The sequence below is a fragment of the Flavobacterium sp. FlaQc-48 genome, from assembly GCF_044007335.1.
In the GTDB taxonomy this organism is placed as follows: domain Bacteria; phylum Bacteroidota; class Bacteroidia; order Flavobacteriales; family Flavobacteriaceae; genus Flavobacterium.
Genome location: NZ_JBIPCR010000018.1, coordinates 24,812 through 43,282 on the forward strand (window position 1 = coordinate 24,812; position 18,471 = coordinate 43,282).

The 18,471-nt window shown below is 35.0% G+C and carries 10 protein-coding genes; 9 read left to right on the forward strand and 1 reads right to left on the reverse strand.

From position 1 onward, the window contains the following. Nucleotides 1–94 precede the first annotated feature (94 nt). Nucleotides 95–1,381, forward strand: a complete 1,287-nt coding sequence (gene murF / locus ACHRWY_RS22155; protein WP_395357573.1) for a UDP-N-acetylmuramoyl-tripeptide--D-alanyl-D-alanine ligase — start codon at nt 95–97, stop codon at nt 1,379–1,381. Between the two features lie 61 nt (nt 1,382–1,442). Here the strand turns inward: murF and ACHRWY_RS22160 are convergent, their stop codons facing one another. Then, nucleotides 1,443–4,313 (reverse strand): triple tyrosine motif-containing protein, encoded by a 2,871-nt coding sequence (locus ACHRWY_RS22160; RefSeq protein ID WP_395357574.1) that lies wholly within the window; start codon nt 4,311–4,313, stop codon nt 1,443–1,445. A gap of 335 nt (nt 4,314–4,648) precedes the next feature. Here ACHRWY_RS22160 and ACHRWY_RS22165 point away from each other — a divergent pair, with 335 nt between their 5' ends. From ACHRWY_RS22165 to ACHRWY_RS22200, 8 genes are all read left to right on the forward strand, one after another. Continuing rightward, nucleotides 4,649–7,759 carry a SusC/RagA family TonB-linked outer membrane protein gene (locus ACHRWY_RS22165; protein WP_395357575.1) on the forward strand — a complete coding sequence of 1,037 codons (3,111 nt, stop codon included), beginning with the start codon at nt 4,649–4,651 and terminating at the stop codon, nt 7,757–7,759. 13 nt (nt 7,760–7,772) lie between these two features. After that, complete coding sequence (locus ACHRWY_RS22170) at nt 7,773–9,281, forward strand: RagB/SusD family nutrient uptake outer membrane protein (RefSeq protein ID WP_395357576.1); 1,509 nt, start codon at nt 7,773–7,775, stop codon at nt 9,279–9,281. Nucleotides 9,282–9,684: 403 nt separating this feature from the next. Next, entirely contained in the window at nt 9,685–11,139 is a 1,455-nt protein-coding gene (locus ACHRWY_RS22175; protein WP_395357577.1) for a glycoside hydrolase family 30 beta sandwich domain-containing protein, read from the forward strand. 90 nt (nt 11,140–11,229) lie between these two features. Then, nucleotides 11,230–12,699, forward strand: a complete 1,470-nt coding sequence (locus ACHRWY_RS22180; protein WP_395357578.1) for a glycoside hydrolase family 30 beta sandwich domain-containing protein — start codon at nt 11,230–11,232, stop codon at nt 12,697–12,699. A 24-nt stretch (nt 12,700–12,723) separates the two neighbouring features. Continuing rightward, nucleotides 12,724–14,181, forward strand: coding sequence for a glycoside hydrolase family 30 beta sandwich domain-containing protein (locus ACHRWY_RS22185; RefSeq protein ID WP_395357579.1), 1,458 nt, complete (start codon nt 12,724–12,726; stop codon nt 14,179–14,181). A gap of 29 nt (nt 14,182–14,210) precedes the next feature. Next, a complete protein-coding gene (locus ACHRWY_RS22190) occupies nt 14,211–15,968 on the forward strand; it encodes a cellulase family glycosylhydrolase (protein WP_395357580.1) in 1,758 nt (585 codons plus the stop codon). Between the two features lie 173 nt (nt 15,969–16,141). After that, nucleotides 16,142–16,981: an endonuclease/exonuclease/phosphatase family protein gene (locus tag ACHRWY_RS22195; protein WP_395357581.1), complete on the forward strand. Its 840-nt coding sequence runs from the start codon at nt 16,142–16,144 to the stop codon at nt 16,979–16,981. Between the two features lie 2 nt (nt 16,982–16,983). Continuing rightward, the gene (locus tag ACHRWY_RS22200) at nt 16,984–18,408 is read left to right on the forward strand and encodes a glycoside hydrolase family 30 beta sandwich domain-containing protein (protein WP_395357582.1); all 1,425 of its coding nucleotides are present in this window, start codon (nt 16,984–16,986) and stop codon (nt 18,406–18,408) included. The last annotated feature ends 63 nt before the right edge of the window (nt 18,409–18,471 follow it).

The window sequence follows — 18,471 nt, forward strand, 5'->3', positions numbered from 1 at the left end:
AATCCAAATTCCAAAAGCTGAATATTTCAGTAAGGAATTTGGATTTTTTGTATTGTTTTTTTTCTATTTTTATGATCCATAAAATTGTTTATAAATGAACATTCAAGACATTCATAATTTATTTTTACAATGTAAATCGGTTTCAATTGATACCAGAAAAATTGAAGAGGATTCTCTGTTTTTTGCTATTAAAGGCGAAAATTTTGATGCCAATACATTTGCGGCAAAAGCTTTAGAATTAGGTGCTTTATATGTTATCGTCGATAATGCATCTTATGTTATTGATGAAAGGACTATTGTGGTCGACAACAGCTTACAAACATTGCAGGAACTGGCAAAATTTCATCGGACATATTTAAAATTACCCATTGTAGCCTTAACCGGAAGTAACGGAAAAACAACTACAAAAGAACTTATAAATGTTGTTTTGTCTAAAAAGTATAAAGCCAAAGCAACGGTAGGAAATTTAAATAACCATATTGGCGTTCCGTTAACATTGTTGTCTTTTACGAAAGAAACTGAGATTGGAATTGTTGAAATGGGGGCGAACCATAAGAAGGAAATTGAGTTTTTGTGTGAAATTGCACAACCTGATTACGGTTATATTACCAATTTTGGAAAGGCGCATCTGGAAGGTTTTGGAGGTGTTGAAGGAGTAATAGAAGGCAAAAGCGAGATGTATCAGTACCTTGCTAAAAACGATAAACTGGTTTTTGTAAATCTTGAAGATCCAATTCAGATTGAAAAATCTGTTGGAATTAAATCTTTCACTTTTGGAGTGAACAAGGATAGCTCAGATTTAAATATCAAAGAATTAAGTGCAAATCCTTTTGTTGCTATAGCGTATAATAATTTTGGTTTAAAATCGCATTTAATAGGACTTTATAATGCTAATAATATCAATGCAGCAGTTGCAATGGGCTATTATTTTAAAGTTGATGAAAGCGATATCAAAGCGGCGATAGAAAGTTATGTGCCGGAGAATAACAGGTCGCAATTATTGAGAAAAGGTACAAATCAGATTATTCTGGATGCTTACAATGCCAATCCGAGTAGTATGGCTGTTGCGATTAGTAATTTCCTGCAACTGGAAAATGACAACAAAATAATGATTTTAGGAGATATGTTTGAGTTGGGTGATGAAAGTCAGCAAGAACATAAAATAGTGGCAGATTCGTTGTTAAATCAGGATAAATCGATATGTTACTTAATAGGGAAATCATTTTATGAAAATAAAGTGGCCCGTGAAAATGTTCATTTTTTTGAGACTTTTGAGACTTTTGCGGCTTATTTGAAAACACTCCATTTTAATGAAAATACAATTCTCATTAAAGGTTCAAGAGGCATGGCTTTAGAGCGAACATTAGAATTTATTGATTGATAGAAAATTGAAAACAAAACAGGAAAGCCATTCGCGACAACGAATGGCTTTCCTGCTTTATTTAAATACTCATTAAGAACCCAATCAGGTTTTCTTTTTTATTCAGGCCCAGTTTCTTTCTTAGGCGGTATCTTGCCAGTTCGACACCCCCGGTTGAAATGTTCATAATCTCGGCTATTTCTTTGGTAGACATATTCATCAGTAAATAAGTAGAAAGATCGAGTTCCCGGGAAGATATCGTTGGATATTTTTCTTTTAATCGTTTAAGGAACTCAAAGTGTACATTTTTAATGTGTTTTTCTAAATCTTTCCAGCTTTTATCCGTGTTTACTTCTTTAACAATGCTTTTGTTTAATTTGTTGACCTGAAATTTAGTAGAGTCATCAAGTGCTTCAACGTCAATTTCTTTTAGTTTGTGAATGATTCCGTTTAGTATTTTGTTTTTCTTAACTACTTGTAGTGAATTATTAACCAGTTCTTTGTCTTTTGCGAGGATTTTGATTTGAAGTTTGTCATTTTTCAATTTTTCAATTTCTTTCTCAAGGTCAAATTGTTCTTGTCTTATTTTTGATTCTTTTTCAAGATAAAGTCTTCGTTGCTCGATAGTCTCGTAATATTTGTTTTTTCTGATTTTCATTTTTATCCTGCTTGAAATTAAAAAAACACCTATTATGATTAATGTGAAGTACAGCATATAAGCCAGAAAATGTCTGTACCAGGGTGGTGAAACGGTAAAAGAAAGTGTTGAAGGTTCAGATTGAATTCCGTAACTGTTTCGAACCTTTACGTTCATTTTATATTCTCCTTCCCGCAGGTTGGTATATTCTTTAATTGAAATCGTAGACCAGTTGCTCCATTTCTCATCAAAAGGTTCTAATTGATAGGAGAACTGAACATTCTCCAGATTTTCATAAGTGGGAGATGAAAACGTAAATCGCACATGATTTGACGAATAGGGAATTCGGACATTTTCTATTTTATTTTGATTATTTCCTAAAACGATGGTGTCACCCGGAAATGAAAAACTTCTAATGAAGGCCTTTGGTTTTGTAACAAAATTGTTCAGTAATTTTGAATCGTAATGCGCCAGGCCATCCGTTAAGCCAATAAAAATGTTTTTTGAATCTATCGTATTTACAGATAAATAATTGCTTACCAGATTGCCTGTTAAGTTTGAAAATGGGGCAACAATATTTTTGTATTGATTATTTTGTTTCATTAATACCCCAAGAGATTCATCAAATGTATACCACAAGTTCGATTGTGAATCTTCGCTTAAAGCATTTATGACCGGAATATTTTTGAATAATGCCGACAGGTTCTTGTCTTCATAAAACAAATCCTGTTCTTTAGAGAATTTGTAAAAGTGATTATTAGTTTGGAAATAGATCTTTCCACCAATTTTTTGAAGGCTGCCAATGTTCTTGTAAAAAGGAGATAGCTGATCTATTTTTTTGATTATGGAAAATCTTGTCAAATCAGTACTAAGTTGCATTCGGTATATTGATTCGTCTTTTTTAAGCCATAAGTAGGATTCATCCAGCTCAAAGCTATTGGATGATTTGTCGAAGCCTGAAATTTGATTTTTGAATATTAGCCCATTAGCCGTTTTTTGAAATACAGCAAATCCATCGTAATTAGAGCCAATAAAAAAGCCAGGATGGTTGGGTATATTTTTGAATCCAAAATACCCTTTAGAATCTATAGTGTGGGTTACTCTTCCTCCCTGAATGGCTAATGCTCCTCTGTTATTAGAGCAAATTAGTTGATTGTCAATTACCTGAACATTCCATGATTGCGCAGTAGTTCCTTCGACAAGTTTAAAAACATCTTCCTTAAAACTATTGTTCCAGGCGTGATAAAAAACACCTTGATTTGTAGCAACATACAGGTTTCCCTGGTGAATTACAGAAGCATATACCGTACTAATGTCATAGCTAAATCCAAAATAGGTAAATGGTGAACTTTCATTTAAAAACGCTATACCGTTGTCCAGTCCAAGCCATAGGTTGTTTTTGTTGTCTATAAAAGAGGTTAAAACAGTATTATTTTGCAATCCTTTTTTTCGATTTACATGCTGGATTATTTTGCCATTAAAATCGCAAATAATAATGCCGTCTAATACGGAATTTAAAACAATAAAGTTTTTGTTGATCGTGACGCCTCCTAATGAGTTATTTTTTTTGACAAAATCATTAGCTTCTGATTTCCAGGGTGTGATACTGTTGTTTTCATAAATGAACAACCCTTTTTCTAAGGTAATTATTAGCATCTTATCTTTCGATAGGGTATACATGCCCCAGATTTCGGTATTGTTTAAGGTAGTGGTATTGGCTAAAGGGATTAATTTCTCATCGCGATATTCTAAAATACCTTTTTCGATATCCTGAAAATAAAGTTTGTTGTTAACCTGAAATGAAAATTGAAATCTTTTAGGTGCTTTTAATATAGAGAGTTTCCCGTTTTTTAAAATGTAAGCCCGCGCGAAAGACTGAAAAATAGTCTGATTGTTTAAGGAATGAATTTTCCAGATAAAGTCAATTATTTTGATTTTGTTTTTGTCTACTTTTTTAGCTAATGATGTGTATTCGAGCCTTCCTTTATTATTTGGTTTGAAATAGCCGAATTCGTTATATCCTCCAACAAAAATTTTCCCTGAATCATCAATTTTAAGACAGCGTACTGAAGTTAGGTTGGGTAACGGATATTTTCTCCAGGACGATCCGTCAAATTGTAAAAGGCCGTTATTATTTGCAAAATATAAGTTTCCATTTTTATCCTGACCAATATTCCAGTTTTGAGTACCTCCTTTGTATTCGTTTCGTTTGTAATTTCTTACGTCCGGAAGCCCTATGTTTTTAACTTGTCCGAAAAATGTAATTGTGAATAATGTAAAAAAAGTAATAATAAAATATGATTTTATCAATTTCATAATTTTTTTAATTTTTACTGGTTAAGTGTTTGTTTTGTAGTGGTTTATGGCGTTTTTGTCTCTACTATCACGATGTAGAAGACTGTATTTTTTATAAAAATAAACAATCTAAGGCAAGTGTAGTGTTTATTTCTGTAATTAACATTTTCATAACATCTAAAAATTAATTTTTAATTTATTGTAAATCATATGTTTATGTTAAAAATGATGTGTTTTTGTAATGTATTAAAATTTGGTTTGATGTGTTTTTGTAGTGAAAATTAGTTGCTAATAGTAAAAAATTAACATTATTATTGCATCAAATTACTAATTAATTAACCAAAATTTTTAGAAAAATGAAATTAACAAAATTACTTATTTTTTGTATTTCGTCTTTGTTATTCTCGGTTATAGCTGTGGCACAGGATGTCACTGTAAACGGAGTTATAAATGATGAAAGTGGAATGCCTGTTCCGGGTGCTACTATTTTAATAAAAGGTACAACGAAGGCAACGGCATCTGATTTTGATGGAAAATTCCAAATTCAAGTACCTTCAAACGGTGTATTAACCGTTACTTTTATCGGGTATTCTCCAATTAATGAATCTGTAAACGGAAGAACAAAAATTACAATTCAATTAAAACCTGAATCACAATCATTAAATGAGGTTGTAGTAGTAGGATATGGTACTCAAAAGAAATCAGTTGTTACAGGGGCAATCTCCAGTGTAAAAGCAGCTGACCTTGAAAAAGTTCCTAATGGAAGAGTCGAACAATCATTACAAGGAAGGGTAGCCGGGGTATCTGTAGCTGCTGTTTCCGGACAACCTGGTGAAAAATCGAAGGTTCGTATTAGAGGTATAACTACTTTTAGAGAAGGAGGAAATGATCCTCTATGGGTTGTTGATGGTGTTGCAATAGATGCAAACGCAGTTGGTTTTATCAATCAAAGTGATATTGAATCTATCGAAGTTCTTAAAGATGCTGCTTCTGCTGCAATTTATGGTACTCGTGCAGCAACAGGGGTTATCCTTGTAACCACTAAAAAAGGAAAATCAGGGAAAATTTCAGTAAGTTATAATGGTTTTGCAGGTATTTCGGGTCCGGCTAAAAAGTTGGACATGCTGAATGCTTCACAGTATGCAAAAATAATGAACGATAAGTCTATAGCAGACGGTGGCGGTATTAAATATGCCAATCCGGCTTCTTTTGGTAAAGGTACAGACTGGCAGGATGCCATCTTTAATGATTCAGCTTTTAGATACACGCACGAATTAAGTTTTAGTGGTGGTGGCGAAAAATCTACTTTTTATGTTTCTTTTGGAATACAAGATCAGGAAGGTATTGTTGCGACAGATATTTCGGAGTATACAAAGAAAAATTTCCGTTTAAATTCAACACATAAAATTTCGGATTACTTTACGTTTGGTCAGACTTTTGGGTACACTCACCAAAAAACTAAAGGTATTGGAAATACAAACAGCGAATTTGGAGGACCTTTAAGTTCTGCAATTAACTTAGATCCTCTTACTCCATTAGTGGTTACGGATCCTGCAGTTGCCGGAACTGGTTTTTATACCAACCCAAATGCTGTTAGAGATGCAAACGGAAATCTTTACGGAATTTCTTCTTTGGTACAACAAGAGATGACAAATCCTCTGGCATATACACAAACAAGACTGGGAGGTTATGACTGGTCAGATGATTTTGTTGGAAATGCTTATTTAGAAGCAAACATTACAAGTCATTTAAAATTCAGAACTACACTTGGTGGTAAAATATCATATTGGGGGAAACAAGGGTTTACACCTACTTTTTTCCTAAATCCAAATATGAAAGAAGATCGTAATAACTACAGTCAGGATAATAATAAATCATTGGCCTGGACTCTTGAAAACATTTTAACCTATTCTAATAAATTCGGAAATCATACTGTAAACGTTTTGGCAGGACAGGGAGCTTACGTTGAAAACATTGGTGGTACTATCGGAGTGACTATGTATGGTTTACCCATTACAAGCTACAAAGATGCCTCTTTTAACTTTGACATTCCTCAGACTGACCGTGTAAACAGAGCAAGTGATCTTACAGAACATAAATTAGCTTCTTTGTTTTTACGTGCAAATTATGATTATTTAGAAAAATATCTTTTCACAGGGATCATTCGCCGTGATGGATCGACTCGTTTTGGTGAAAATAAAAAATTCGGGGTTTTCCCTTCATTCTCTTTAGGATGGGTTCTTTCAAAAGAGGGATTCTGGAAAGAAAACAATGTAGTTAACACTTTAAAACTACGTGGAGGTTATGGAGTTGTAGGTAATGATAATATCGATGATTTCAAATACAGAGCTTTAGTTGTTGGAGGTTATAACTATTCTGTTGGGAATACAGGGGCAATTACAACGGGTTATGGAAACTCTACTTTGCCTAACGCAGATTTAGGATGGGAAGAAACATCACAAACTACTGTAGGTCTTGACGCAAAACTGTTTAATGATTTTACGCTTGTTTTAGATTATTACAAAAAGACTACCAAAGGAATTTTAAGAAACGTTGTTATCCCAGGATATGTGGGAGTTGTTGATGCACCTTCTGCGAATATTGCGGATATGAACAACAGTGGTTTTGAAGTTGAATTGGGTTACAAGAAAAGACTTGGAGACTTTAACTTAGGTGTAAATGCAAATGTTGCTTATTTAAAAAATGAGATTACTTATGTAGGATCATCTACAAATTACATTGTTGGAGATGCTACTTTCCAGTCTATGGGACCGGTAACCAGAACACAGGTTGGTCACTCATTCAACGAGTTTTATGGTTTTAAAACGGCAGGGATTTTTCAAAATGATGCTGAAGTTGCTGCCTACAAAAATGCGGCAGGAGGTTTAATCCAGCCAAATGCTAAACCAGGGGATTTCCGTTGGACAGATACCAATGGTGATGGTAAAATTACAGATGATGATAAACAATTTTTAGGAACGAACATCCCTAAATATACTTTTGGTCTTACTGTAAATTTAGATTATAAAGGCTTTGATTTCATGGCATTTACTCAGGGATCAGCAGGAAGTAAAATTTTCCAGGGTCTAAGAAGACTTGATATTTTGAATGCCAACTATCAAACAAGTGCATTAGGTCACTGGTCCGGAGAAGGAACTTCAAACGATTATCCTAGATTAACGAACAATGATCCAAATAAAAACTTCACTAATATGTCTGATTTTTATCTGGAAAACGGAAATTATTTACGTCTTAAGATTGTTCAGCTTGGATACACACTTCCAACTAACCTATCCTCTAAAATTGGTTCAGATAAAATTCGTTTTTACGTAACAGGAGAAAACTTAATCACATTTACCAAATATACGGGGTATGATCCGGAAATTGGAGGTCAGGTTTATGGTGTAGATAAAGGAGTTTATCCACAAGCGAGATCTATTCTGTTAGGAGCTAACGTTCAATTTTAATAATTAAAGAATTATGAAAACTATAAAATTTAAATATATATACATTGCCGTGGCAATGGCTTTTCTGGGATCTTGCTCTGAAGATTTTGTAACAATTGATCCGCAGGGAAAATTTGATACAAGTACTTACTTTTCTAACGAACAACAATGTTATGCTGCCTTAATGGGAGTTTACGATCCGATTAGAAAAAATACAGGCGGATTCGAAAATCTGGTAGCCATGCTAAATGCAGGATCAGACGATTTCTATGCTGGTGGTGGAAGTTCTACTGATGGAACCGGTATTCAGAATTTCTCTACTCACTCCCTTACTTCAATCAGTATTCCGGGAAGTTACTGGAACGATCATTATCAAGGTGTTTCGAGAGCAAATATCTTATTGGATAAACTTCCGGCAGCTACTATGGATAATACGGTAAGAGCCAGATTTGCCGCAGAAGCGAAAGCATTGCGTGCACTGTACTATTTTAATTTGGTACGATTGTTTAAGAATATTCCATTGGTTTTGGTGCCTTTAACAACTCAGACTATTTATAACCCGGAGCAGGTTGCACCAGAGGTAGTGTATGCGCAAATAGAAAAAGATCTATTAGAAGCTATTGCTGCTTTACCTAATACTGTTGTTCCGGACACTGAAGCCGGAAGACTTAATAAAGGAGCAGCTCAGGCGATATTAGGAAAAGTATATTTGTTTGAAGGTAAAAAACCTGAAGCAGCTGCTGTTTTGGCTCAAGTGAATGGTACACCGGGACAAACCAATCAATATGGAAATAAATTGCTAAGTAAGTTTAGTGATTTATGGGTGACTTCAAATAAGTTTAATGCAGAGTCCTTATTAGAAGTATCTCATACCAGTGCAGGTAATTCTGACTGGACATTTTGGGGAACTGGTAAAGATGAAGGAAACACTTTAAATATTATGGTTGGGCCAAGAGGGTACTCAAGACCTACTGGTTCTACTGCACCGGATCTTCCTTCTGGATGGGCTTTCAATGTTGCCACTCAAAAATTATATGATGTAATGAAAACGGATCCAAGATTTGGAGCTACTATTCTTGATTTGAAAGCTTTAAAAGCAGCAGGAAAAGCAGATTACATTCCGGCTTATCAGGATACAGGTTATTTCTTAAATAAATACCTTCCAAGACAATCAGATGTTCGTACAGGTGGAGGTAATGCAGAGTTGAACTACAAGCAAAATTCATATATCATCAGACTTGCTGATACTTATTTAATGGAGGCAGAAGCTTTAGGATCAGGAGCCAGAGCACAAGCATTACTTGATGCGGTTAGAGATAGAGCTGGTTTGCCTTCTGTACCGGTAACATTAGCCGCTATTAAAAGCGAGAGAAGAATGGAGTTAGCTGGTGAAGGTCATAGATTTTTTGATTTAGTAAGATGGGGAGATGCAGCAGCAGCTTTATCTGACAGAGGTTTTGATGCGGGTACAGATGAGATTTTCCCAATACCTTACACTGAGCTTAATGGTACTAAATTGAAACAAAATCCTAACTATCAATAGTAGAAATTAAAAACTAAATAGAGTGTATGCCTAATGCTGTTATTAGTATTAGGCACACTAAATAAGAGATAGTTTCTTAATAGTTCAGCTGGTATTGTTAATGTACATTATTAGACAACCTGATAACGGGATGAATCAAGCGGTACAGTTTTACTAAAATAAATTCTCAGGAAGATTTCCTTCGCAGGTTTTATTAAAAAGATGTTCTGCATCAATATGTAATCTGGAATCAGGAATCAAAATGAGAGAAAATAAAGTTTAAGTTAAGTTTAAGTTTGGTTGTAAATAGCCCATAATCATTATGAGTATGGGCTATTTTTTAAATCCTTAAGCTGCCGAAAGTTTTTAGTGAAGAAGAGTTCACCAAAAAACTTCAATTTGGAATTTAAAAAATAAGGAAAGAATGAAAAAAAATAGTTTAAAAGCTCTTTGTTTTTTGTTTTCGTTAGGGGCTTTTGCCCAACAACCAAAAACAAAAAAAGAATTTACAACCACCGGAAAAAAGATAACCGTTTATACCACAGCTGAAAATTCAAATTTAAGATTAACATCTACAGATAACTTATCCTTTACAGCTGCCAAACAACCTTTGGAAACAGAGACTTCTGTTTTTGTAGAACCCTCTAAAAAGTTTCAAACCTTTATGGGAATTGGAGGAGCTATTACTGATGCGAGTGCCGAAATATTTGCTAAACTTTCAAAAGAAAAACAAACAGAATTCTTAAATGCCTACTATGATAAACAAAAGGGAATAGGCTATTCATTGCTAAGAACCACGATACAAAGTTCTGATTTTAGCAGTGGAAGCTATTCTTATATCAAAGAAGGAGATAAAGATTTAAAAACCTTTTCTATTGATCATGACAGGCAATATCGAATTCCGTTGATAAAGCAGGCGATAAAAACAGCAGGAGGAAAATTAACCACCTATGTGGCTCCATGGTCACCAAATGCTTTTATGAAAAGCAATAAAGATGTACTAAAAGGAGGAACATTATTACCGGAATATTATCAAACCTGGGCAAATTTCTATGCCAGGTTTATAAAAGAATATGAAAAAGAAGGTATTCCAATTTGGGGAACATCAACCCAAAATGAACCAATGGCTGTTCAAACTTGGGAATCCTGTATTTATACTGCCGAAGCAGAAAGAGATTTTATTAAAAATTTCCTTGGGCCAACCTTGAAAAAAGAAAAATTGGGAGATGTAAAAATCATTGCCTGGGATCACAATCGTGATTTAATGAATTACAGGGCTAATGTAATTTACTCTGATCCGGAAGCTTCAAAATATGTTTGGGGAATGGGATTTCACTGGTATGAAAACTGGTCTGGCGGAGATTCAATGTTTGATAATGTTGCAAAAGTAAACGAAGCATATCCGGATAAAAAACTTTTGTTTACAGAAGGTTGTGTAGAGAAGTTTGATGCTGCCAAATATCAGTTCTGGGGCAACGGTGAAAGATACGGAATCTCTATGATTAATGATTTTAATAATGGAACTGCCGGCTGGACGGACTGGAATATTCTTTTAGATCAAAACGGAGGACCTAACCATGTTGGGAATTTTTGTTTTGCACCAATTCATGCTGATACTACCACCGGGCAATTAATTTACACGCCATCGTATTATTATATCGGGCATTTTTCAAAATTCATTCGCTTAAATGCAGTACGGGTTAGTTCTGCGGTAAGCAGAAGCGGTCTGTTAAGTACTTCATTTTTAAATACAGATGGTACTATGGCAACGATCGTTATGAATAAAACGGATAAAGAAATGACTTATAATTTGATTATAGCAGCAGAAAAAACAATAGTCAAAATTCCTGCACATGCTATTCAGACACTTGTTTATTAATATTTTTTGAGTTAATACGAGGGTTGATTTGAATCATCCAATTCAACCCTCAACTTTTTGATTTAAAATAAAATGTTTTTTGAAGTAACAATGAAAACCATAAATAGAATCTTATTCGTATCAATATTAATCTTGCAGGTGAGTTGTTTACCATCAAAAACTGCAAATGGCAGTGCTGTTTCTGCATCCAAAACAAATAAAAAAATTACGGTTTTTACTACGGCCGAAAATACTAATTTAAGATTGTCTTCATCAGATAATCTTATTTCAGAACCTTCTTCACAACAAAAAGAATCAACAGTTGCTATTACTATAGATACTGAAAAAACAGATCAGACTTTTTTAGGAATTGGAGGAGCAATTACAGATGCCAGTGCTGAAGTTTTTGCCAAATTATCGCCTAAAAAACAACAAGAATTCCTAACAGCTTATTATGATAAGAACAAAGGAATTGGCTATTCTCTGGCCAGAACCAATATTCACAGCTGTGATTTTAGCAGCAAAAGCTATACTTATGTTACAGAAGGTGATAAAGATCTAAAAACCTTCAATATTGATCATGATAGAAAATATCGGATTCCATTAATCAAAAAAGCAATTGAAACAGCCGGCGGGAAATTAACCTTATTTGTTAGCCCATGGAGTCCCCCAGCTTTTATGAAAGACAATAATGATATTTTGCATGGCGGCGTTTTATTGCCTGAATTTGCGCAATCCTGGGCCAATTATTACGTCAAATTTATAAAAGAATACGAAAAAGAAGGAATTCCGGTGTGGGGATTAACAATTCAAAACGAACCAATGGCAAAACAACGTTGGGAATCCTGTATTTATACTCCGGAAGCCGAAAGGGATTTCCTGAAAAATTTTCTGGGCCCCACTTTAGAAAAAGAAGGACTTAGTGCTAAAAACGTAATCATCTGGGATCACAATCGCGGAGATATGCTAACCAAAAGGGCCCATCTTGTGTTTTCAGATCCTGAAGTTTCAAAATATGCCTGGGGAATTGGATTTCACTGGTATGAAACCTGGAACGGAGGTACTCCCAAATTTGAATCTGTAGAAGAAGTACACAAAGCGTTTCCAAACAAAAACTTACTTTTTACAGAAGGCTGTATCGAAAAATTTGATGCTTCTAAATTTCAGTTTTGGGGAAATGCAGAACGATACGGACTTAACATGATCAACGATTTTAATAACGGAACTGTTGGCTGGACAGACTGGAACATTTTACTTGATCAAAACGGAGGCCCCAATCATGTTGGAAACTTTTGTTTTGCACCCCTCCATGCTAATACCACAAAAGATGAATTAATCTATACACCAATGTATTATTATATAGGTCATTTCTCAAAATTCATTCGTCCCGGCGCAAAAAGAATAATCCAAACTATAACCGATAAAAGCTTAATAAGCACCTCTTTTAAAAACGCTGATGGCAAAGTAATTACTGTTGTCATGAACCAATCCGATAAAGAGATTGTTTACACCCTGATAAACCACGATTTGCAAAATACTATAACGATCCCGGCGCATGCTATGCAAACAATTGTATACTAAGTGCCGGACTAAAAAACAAATAGAATGAAATTTAATTTAAAAAACACCATACAGGTATTGTTCTTTACCTTAATGGTATTTGCTCAGGTCAAATGTTCATCTTCAAATGATGCTGCTGATCCCGGACCGCCTCCTACCGCTCCGGAACTTATAAATGATGTTGATTTTTGGCTCACAAAAGGAGATCAAAGTGTTTTATTGGCAAAACAAACCGGAATTTTAGGATTTGGTACAATAAGCAATACTTATGCAAATATTGAGGTAAATGCCTCTCAGAAATATCAAACCATCGATGGCTTTGGATATACCCTAACCGGAGGAAGTGTCGATGTTATAAATCAGTTAAATGCGTCAAAAAGAAGCGCATTGTTACAGGAATTATTTGGTTCTGCCCAAAATTCAATAGGAGTAAGTTATATCAGGATCAGCATTGGTGCTTCAGATTTAAGTGCTGAAACGTACACTTATAATGACCTTACAGCAGGAGAAACAGACTTGAATCTGGCTAAATTTAGTTTAGAAAAAGACAAAAACCTAATTGCTGTTTTAAAAGAAATCCTCGCAATTAATCCTAAAATTTTAGTTCTGGCTACCCCCTGGACAGCGCCACTTTGGATGAAAGACAAAAACAGCTTTGCCGGAGGAAAACTCAACACCCAATATTATGATGTTTATGCTAAATATTTTGTAAAATACATTCAGCAAATGAAAGCAGAAGGTATTACTATTGACGCTGTAACACCTCAAAACGAACCTTTACATGACGGAAATAATCCAAGTATGTATATGTCTGCTGCAGAACAAACGAACTTTATTAAAAATAATTTAGGACCGGCATTCAAAACCGCAAATATTACCACCAAAATTATTGCGTACGATCATAACTGTGATAATACTAATTATCCTAAAGAAATTTTAGCCGATGCCCTTGCATTCTCTTTTGTAGACGGATCAGCGTTTCATTTATATGCCGGAAACATCAGTGCACTGTCAGATGTCTATAATGCTTACCCGGGCAAAAATATTTATTTCACAGAGCAATGGACTTCTTCAACAGGCGATTTTGGAGGAGATTTAAAATGGCACCTTAAAAATGTTATCATTGGTTCCATGAGAAATTACAGTAAGAATGCATTAGAATGGAATTTAGCAAATAACGCCTCTTTTCAGCCTCATACCGAAGGTGGTTGTACGACTTGTAAAGGAGCCATAACCATAACTTCAAACGACAATTTTCAGCGTAATGTAGCGTATTATATCATTGCCCATGCCTCAAAATTTGTTCCGGCAGGCTCTGTCAGAATTGGAAGTAATAATAGCGGGAATTTACAGAATGTTGCCTTTTTAACACCATCTGGTTCCAAAGTTTTAATTGTCGAAAATGATGGGGCTACAAGCGAAACTTTCAATATTAAATTCAATGGAAAATGGATCGCAACGACTCTGGATGCCGGAGCTGTTGGAACTTATACATGGAAATAAAACAGAATACAAAATAAATTATTTTTCAGATGAAAAACATACTTATAACATTACAGCTTTTAGTTTCGATTGCTTCTTTCGGACAAGGGTTTTTACATAGAGACGGACAAAAAATAGTAGACGGTAACGGAAAAAATATACTATTAAGAGGTCTTGGTGTTGGAGGCTGGATGGTACAGGAAGGATATATGATGCAAACACAACCATTTGCAAGTCCGCAATATATCATCAGACAAAAAATTCAGGAAGTTGCAGGCGAACAGGGAACAAAAGAATTTTATGCAGCTTATAAAGCAAACGGAATCACTAAACGCGATGTCGATTCGCTTGCGGCCTGGGGGTTTAACTCTATTCGTTTGCCTATGCATTACAACTTATATACACCATCAATTCAGGAAGAAAAAAATGGTGAAATTACCTGGATAGAAGAAGGGTTTACGATGACCGATAATTTGCTGAAATGGTGTGCCGAAAACAAAATGTACCTGATTTTAGATTTACATGCAACACCTGGCGGACAAGGGAATGATGCGGCAATTTCGGATTACGACACCACAAAACCATCACTTTGGGAGAGCGAAGCCAATCAGAAAAAAATGATTGCCTTGTGGAAAAAACTGGCTTCCCGCTACAGAGATAATCCCTGGATTGGAGCTTATGACATCATCAACGAACCCAATTGGAACTTTACAGGAACGAATAAAAATGGTTGCGACGAGAATTCAAACGGGCCTTTAAGAGATTTAATGGTGAAGGTTACAAAAGCAATTCGAGAAGTCGACACCAACCATTTAATTTTTATTGAAGGGAACTGCTGGGGGAACAACTACAACGGAATTTTTCCTTTATGGGATGAAAATATGGCATTGAGTTTTCATAAATACTGGAACTACAATACCAAAGAATCAATTCAGAAAATGTTGGATTACAGAAGCCAATATAATGTGCCAATTTGGTTAGGAGAAAGTGGCGAAAACTCTAATGTCTGGTTTAAAGATGCATTGACGCTAATGGAAACCAACAATATTGGATGGGCTTTTTGGCCAATGAAAAAAATTGAAAACATTGCCGGTGTAACATCAGTAACTAAAATTCCCGAATATGATGTTTTATTAAAATACTGGAAAGACGGAGGTCAAAAACCATCAGCTGATTTCTCGAAAAAAACGTTAATGAAAATGGCTGATAATTACAAAATGGAAAACCTAACCGTTAAACCGGATGTTGTCGACGCCATGTTCAGACAAGTGCAGACAAACGATACAAAACCCTATAAAAAACATTTAATTCCCGGTAGAATTGCCGCAACGCAATATGATTTAGGAACAAATGGATATGCCTACTCAGATAAGGATTTTGTAAACTACAGAGTAGAAACAGGAAAGTTTGACGAATGGAATAAAGGAAATACGATGCGTAATGACGGAGTTGATATCCTGCCTTGTAAAGATGCAGGTTCAAACGGCTATCAGGTTTCCTTCATTGAAGACGGAGAATGGCTGCAATTTACCACGCAGGTTAAAAAACAAGGCAAATACAACGTAACCATTCGATATTCAAGTGAAAACTTAGAGGGGAAATTATATCTGGAAAAAGAAAACGGAAAAAAATCAGAAACAATTACACTTCCTGTAACCGGAGGAAATGAAAAATGGAAAACCATTATTTTATCCGGTGTAGAATTAAATACGGGAACAAATAAAATTAAGGTGGTTTTTGAAAAAGGAGGATTCAATCTAAATTATTTGGATTTTTCAGAAGGTAAAAAAGGAAACTCTAAAAAATAGACAAAAATTAGTATGGGTTTCATGTAAAATTTGGAAAGAAAAAATGACACTAAAAAGTTATGACAAGTTTGATATTAATCATTATGGAATATTTAATTAACATTTTTTTTAAAGTTAACGTTCTTCTTTAAGGCTAATGAATTGGTAGCTTTACCGAATTAAAATTATTTAACATGAAAAAAATAAATGTACTTTTTTTAGCCGTAATCCTGCTTTTTGGCTGTACCTCATTTTATGGTCAGAATCTAAAAATTATGACCTATAATATTCGTCTGGACGTAGCTTCTGACGGAGAAAATGCATGGCCAAACCGGAAGGATTATTTTGCTTCGCAAATTCAATTTTACAGTCCGGATATTTTTGGGGTCCAGGAAGCAACGCCAAACCAGGTTACTGATATTGCTTCGGCTTTGCCCAATTACAACAAATTTGGAATAGGCAGGGAAGAAGAAGGAAAAGGAGAAGCCTGTACGGTTTATTATAAAAAAGACCGCTTTCAGGTACAGGAATCAAACACGTTCTGGCTTTCAGAAACACCAGATAAGGTATCAAGAGGCTGGGATGCAGCCTGCAACAGAGTTTGTACGTATGGACTCTTTAAAGATTTAAAAACAAAAAAGATATTTTGGGTTTTTAACTTACATCTCGATCACATGGGAGAAGTTGCAAGAGTAAAAGGAGTAGAGTTGGTGCTTTCGAAAATAGCAGCATTAAACACAAAAAAGTATCCTGTTTTTTTAATGGGAGATTTTAATTCAGAACCTGAAACCAAACAAATTGTAACTATTAAAAAAGTAATGGATGATACTAAAGATGTCTCGATAGAAAAGCCTTTTGGGCCCTCAGGAACATTCAACGATTTCAAGCACAATGAACCAGTGACATTATTGCTGGATTATATTTTTATCTCTAAAAATAGCGGATTAAAAATTCAAAAACATGCAGTGTTAAGTGATTCTAAAGATTTAAAATATCCATCGGATCATTTACCTGTTCTAATAGAAATAGATTAAAAATGAAAAACATCAACAAAAAACTTCAAATTTTACTTTTGCTGCCACTTATTGCAGTTCAGATAAAGTGCGGAACTTCAAAAAATCCAGCAGGTACTTCAAACAAAGCAGAAGCCTGGATAACAACAACAGATGAGTCTTTAAAACTTCAAAAGCAAAACGATTTGGTTTTCAATACAGAAACCAATTCCAATCCGACTATTGAAGTAAATCCTTCTCAGAAATTTCAAACCATCGAAGGTTTCGGATTTTCTTTGACAGGAGGAAGTGCTCAGGCAATCCTAAAACTGGATCAAGCAAAAAAAGAAGCATTGCTTCAGGAATTGTTTTCCAGAAAAAATGATGCAATCGGGTTGAGTTATCTTCGTATTAGTATTGGGGCCTCTGACTTGAATGAAGTAGTTTTTTCGTATGATGATTTGCCGGAAGGCCAGACCGATTTAAAACTGGAAAAATTTAATCTGGGACCTGATCTAAAAGATGTAGTACCACTTTTAAAAGAAATTCTAGCAATAAATCCAAACATAAAAATTATGGGTTCTCCATGGTCACCACCTGTTTGGATGAAAGACAACGGAAGCTCAAAAGGGGGAAGTTTACAACCTAAATACTATCAGGTTTATGCAGCGTATTTTGTAAAATATATTCAGGCAATGAAAGCCCAGGGAATTATTATAGATGCTGTTACGCCTCAAAATGAACCGTTGCATCCCGGAAATAACCCAAGTTTATTAATGCTTGCAGAACAGCAGGCCGATTTTATCGGAAATCATTTAGGTCCCGCTTTCGCGAAAGCTAATATCAAAACCAAAATTGTGGTTTACGATCACAATTGCAACAAACCGGAATATCCTTTGACGATTTTAAAAGATGCAAAAGCGAATCCTTTTGTTGCCGGTTCAGCATTTCACTTGTATGAAGGAGACATAAGCGCTTTGTCTACAGTTCACGATGCTTTTCCAAAGAAAGATTTATATTTTACAGAACAATATACAGGATCAAAAAGTAGTTTTGAATCTGATTTGAAATGGAGTGTGAAAAATGTTGTCATTGGCTCTATGCGTAACTGGAGTGTAAACGCACTTTCGTGGGGATTGGCGAATGATGAATTCTATAAACCTTTTACACCAGGCGGATGTTCTACCTGCAAAGGGGCATTAATGATTGATCAGGCCCAGAATATAAAAAGAGAAGTTGGGTATTATATTATTGGTCATGCCTCTAAATTTGTTCCTGAGGGATCGGTTAGAATTGGCAGCAATATTAGTGGTAATTTATATAATGTAGCTTTCAAAACTCCGTCAGGGCAAATTGTTTTACTGGTAGAAAATGACGGAACCACAACAGCATCATTCAATATAAAATACAATCAAAAACAAATTTCAACTACTTTAAACGCTGGGGCGGTGGCAACTTACGTTTGGTAATCAAAATTAAATACCGGAATCGCATTATAAACTGAACTCAGGAATGACGATTCTCTATTCATT

Coding starts and splice junctions, on each gene's coding strand:
- ACHRWY_RS22165 (WP_395357575.1), top strand. CDS start 4,649: ATGAAATTAACAAAATTACTTATTTTTTGTATTTCGTCTTTGTTATTC.
- ACHRWY_RS22195 (WP_395357581.1), top strand. CDS start 16,142: ATGAAAAAAATAAATGTACTTTTTTTAGCCGTAATCCTGCTTTTTGGC.
- ACHRWY_RS22180 (WP_395357578.1), top strand. CDS start 11,230: ATGAAAACCATAAATAGAATCTTATTCGTATCAATATTAATCTTGCAG.
- ACHRWY_RS22190 (WP_395357580.1), top strand. CDS start 14,211: ATGAAAAACATACTTATAACATTACAGCTTTTAGTTTCGATTGCTTCT.
- ACHRWY_RS22160 (WP_395357574.1), bottom strand. CDS start 4,313: ATGAAATTGATAAAATCATATTTTATTATTACTTTTTTTACATTATTC.
- ACHRWY_RS22185 (WP_395357579.1), top strand. CDS start 12,724: ATGAAATTTAATTTAAAAAACACCATACAGGTATTGTTCTTTACCTTA.
- ACHRWY_RS22200 (WP_395357582.1), top strand. CDS start 16,984: ATGAAAAACATCAACAAAAAACTTCAAATTTTACTTTTGCTGCCACTT.
- ACHRWY_RS22170 (WP_395357576.1), top strand. CDS start 7,773: ATGAAAACTATAAAATTTAAATATATATACATTGCCGTGGCAATGGCT.
- ACHRWY_RS22175 (WP_395357577.1), top strand. CDS start 9,685: ATGAAAAAAAATAGTTTAAAAGCTCTTTGTTTTTTGTTTTCGTTAGGG.
- murF (WP_395357573.1), top strand. CDS start 95: ATGAACATTCAAGACATTCATAATTTATTTTTACAATGTAAATCGGTT.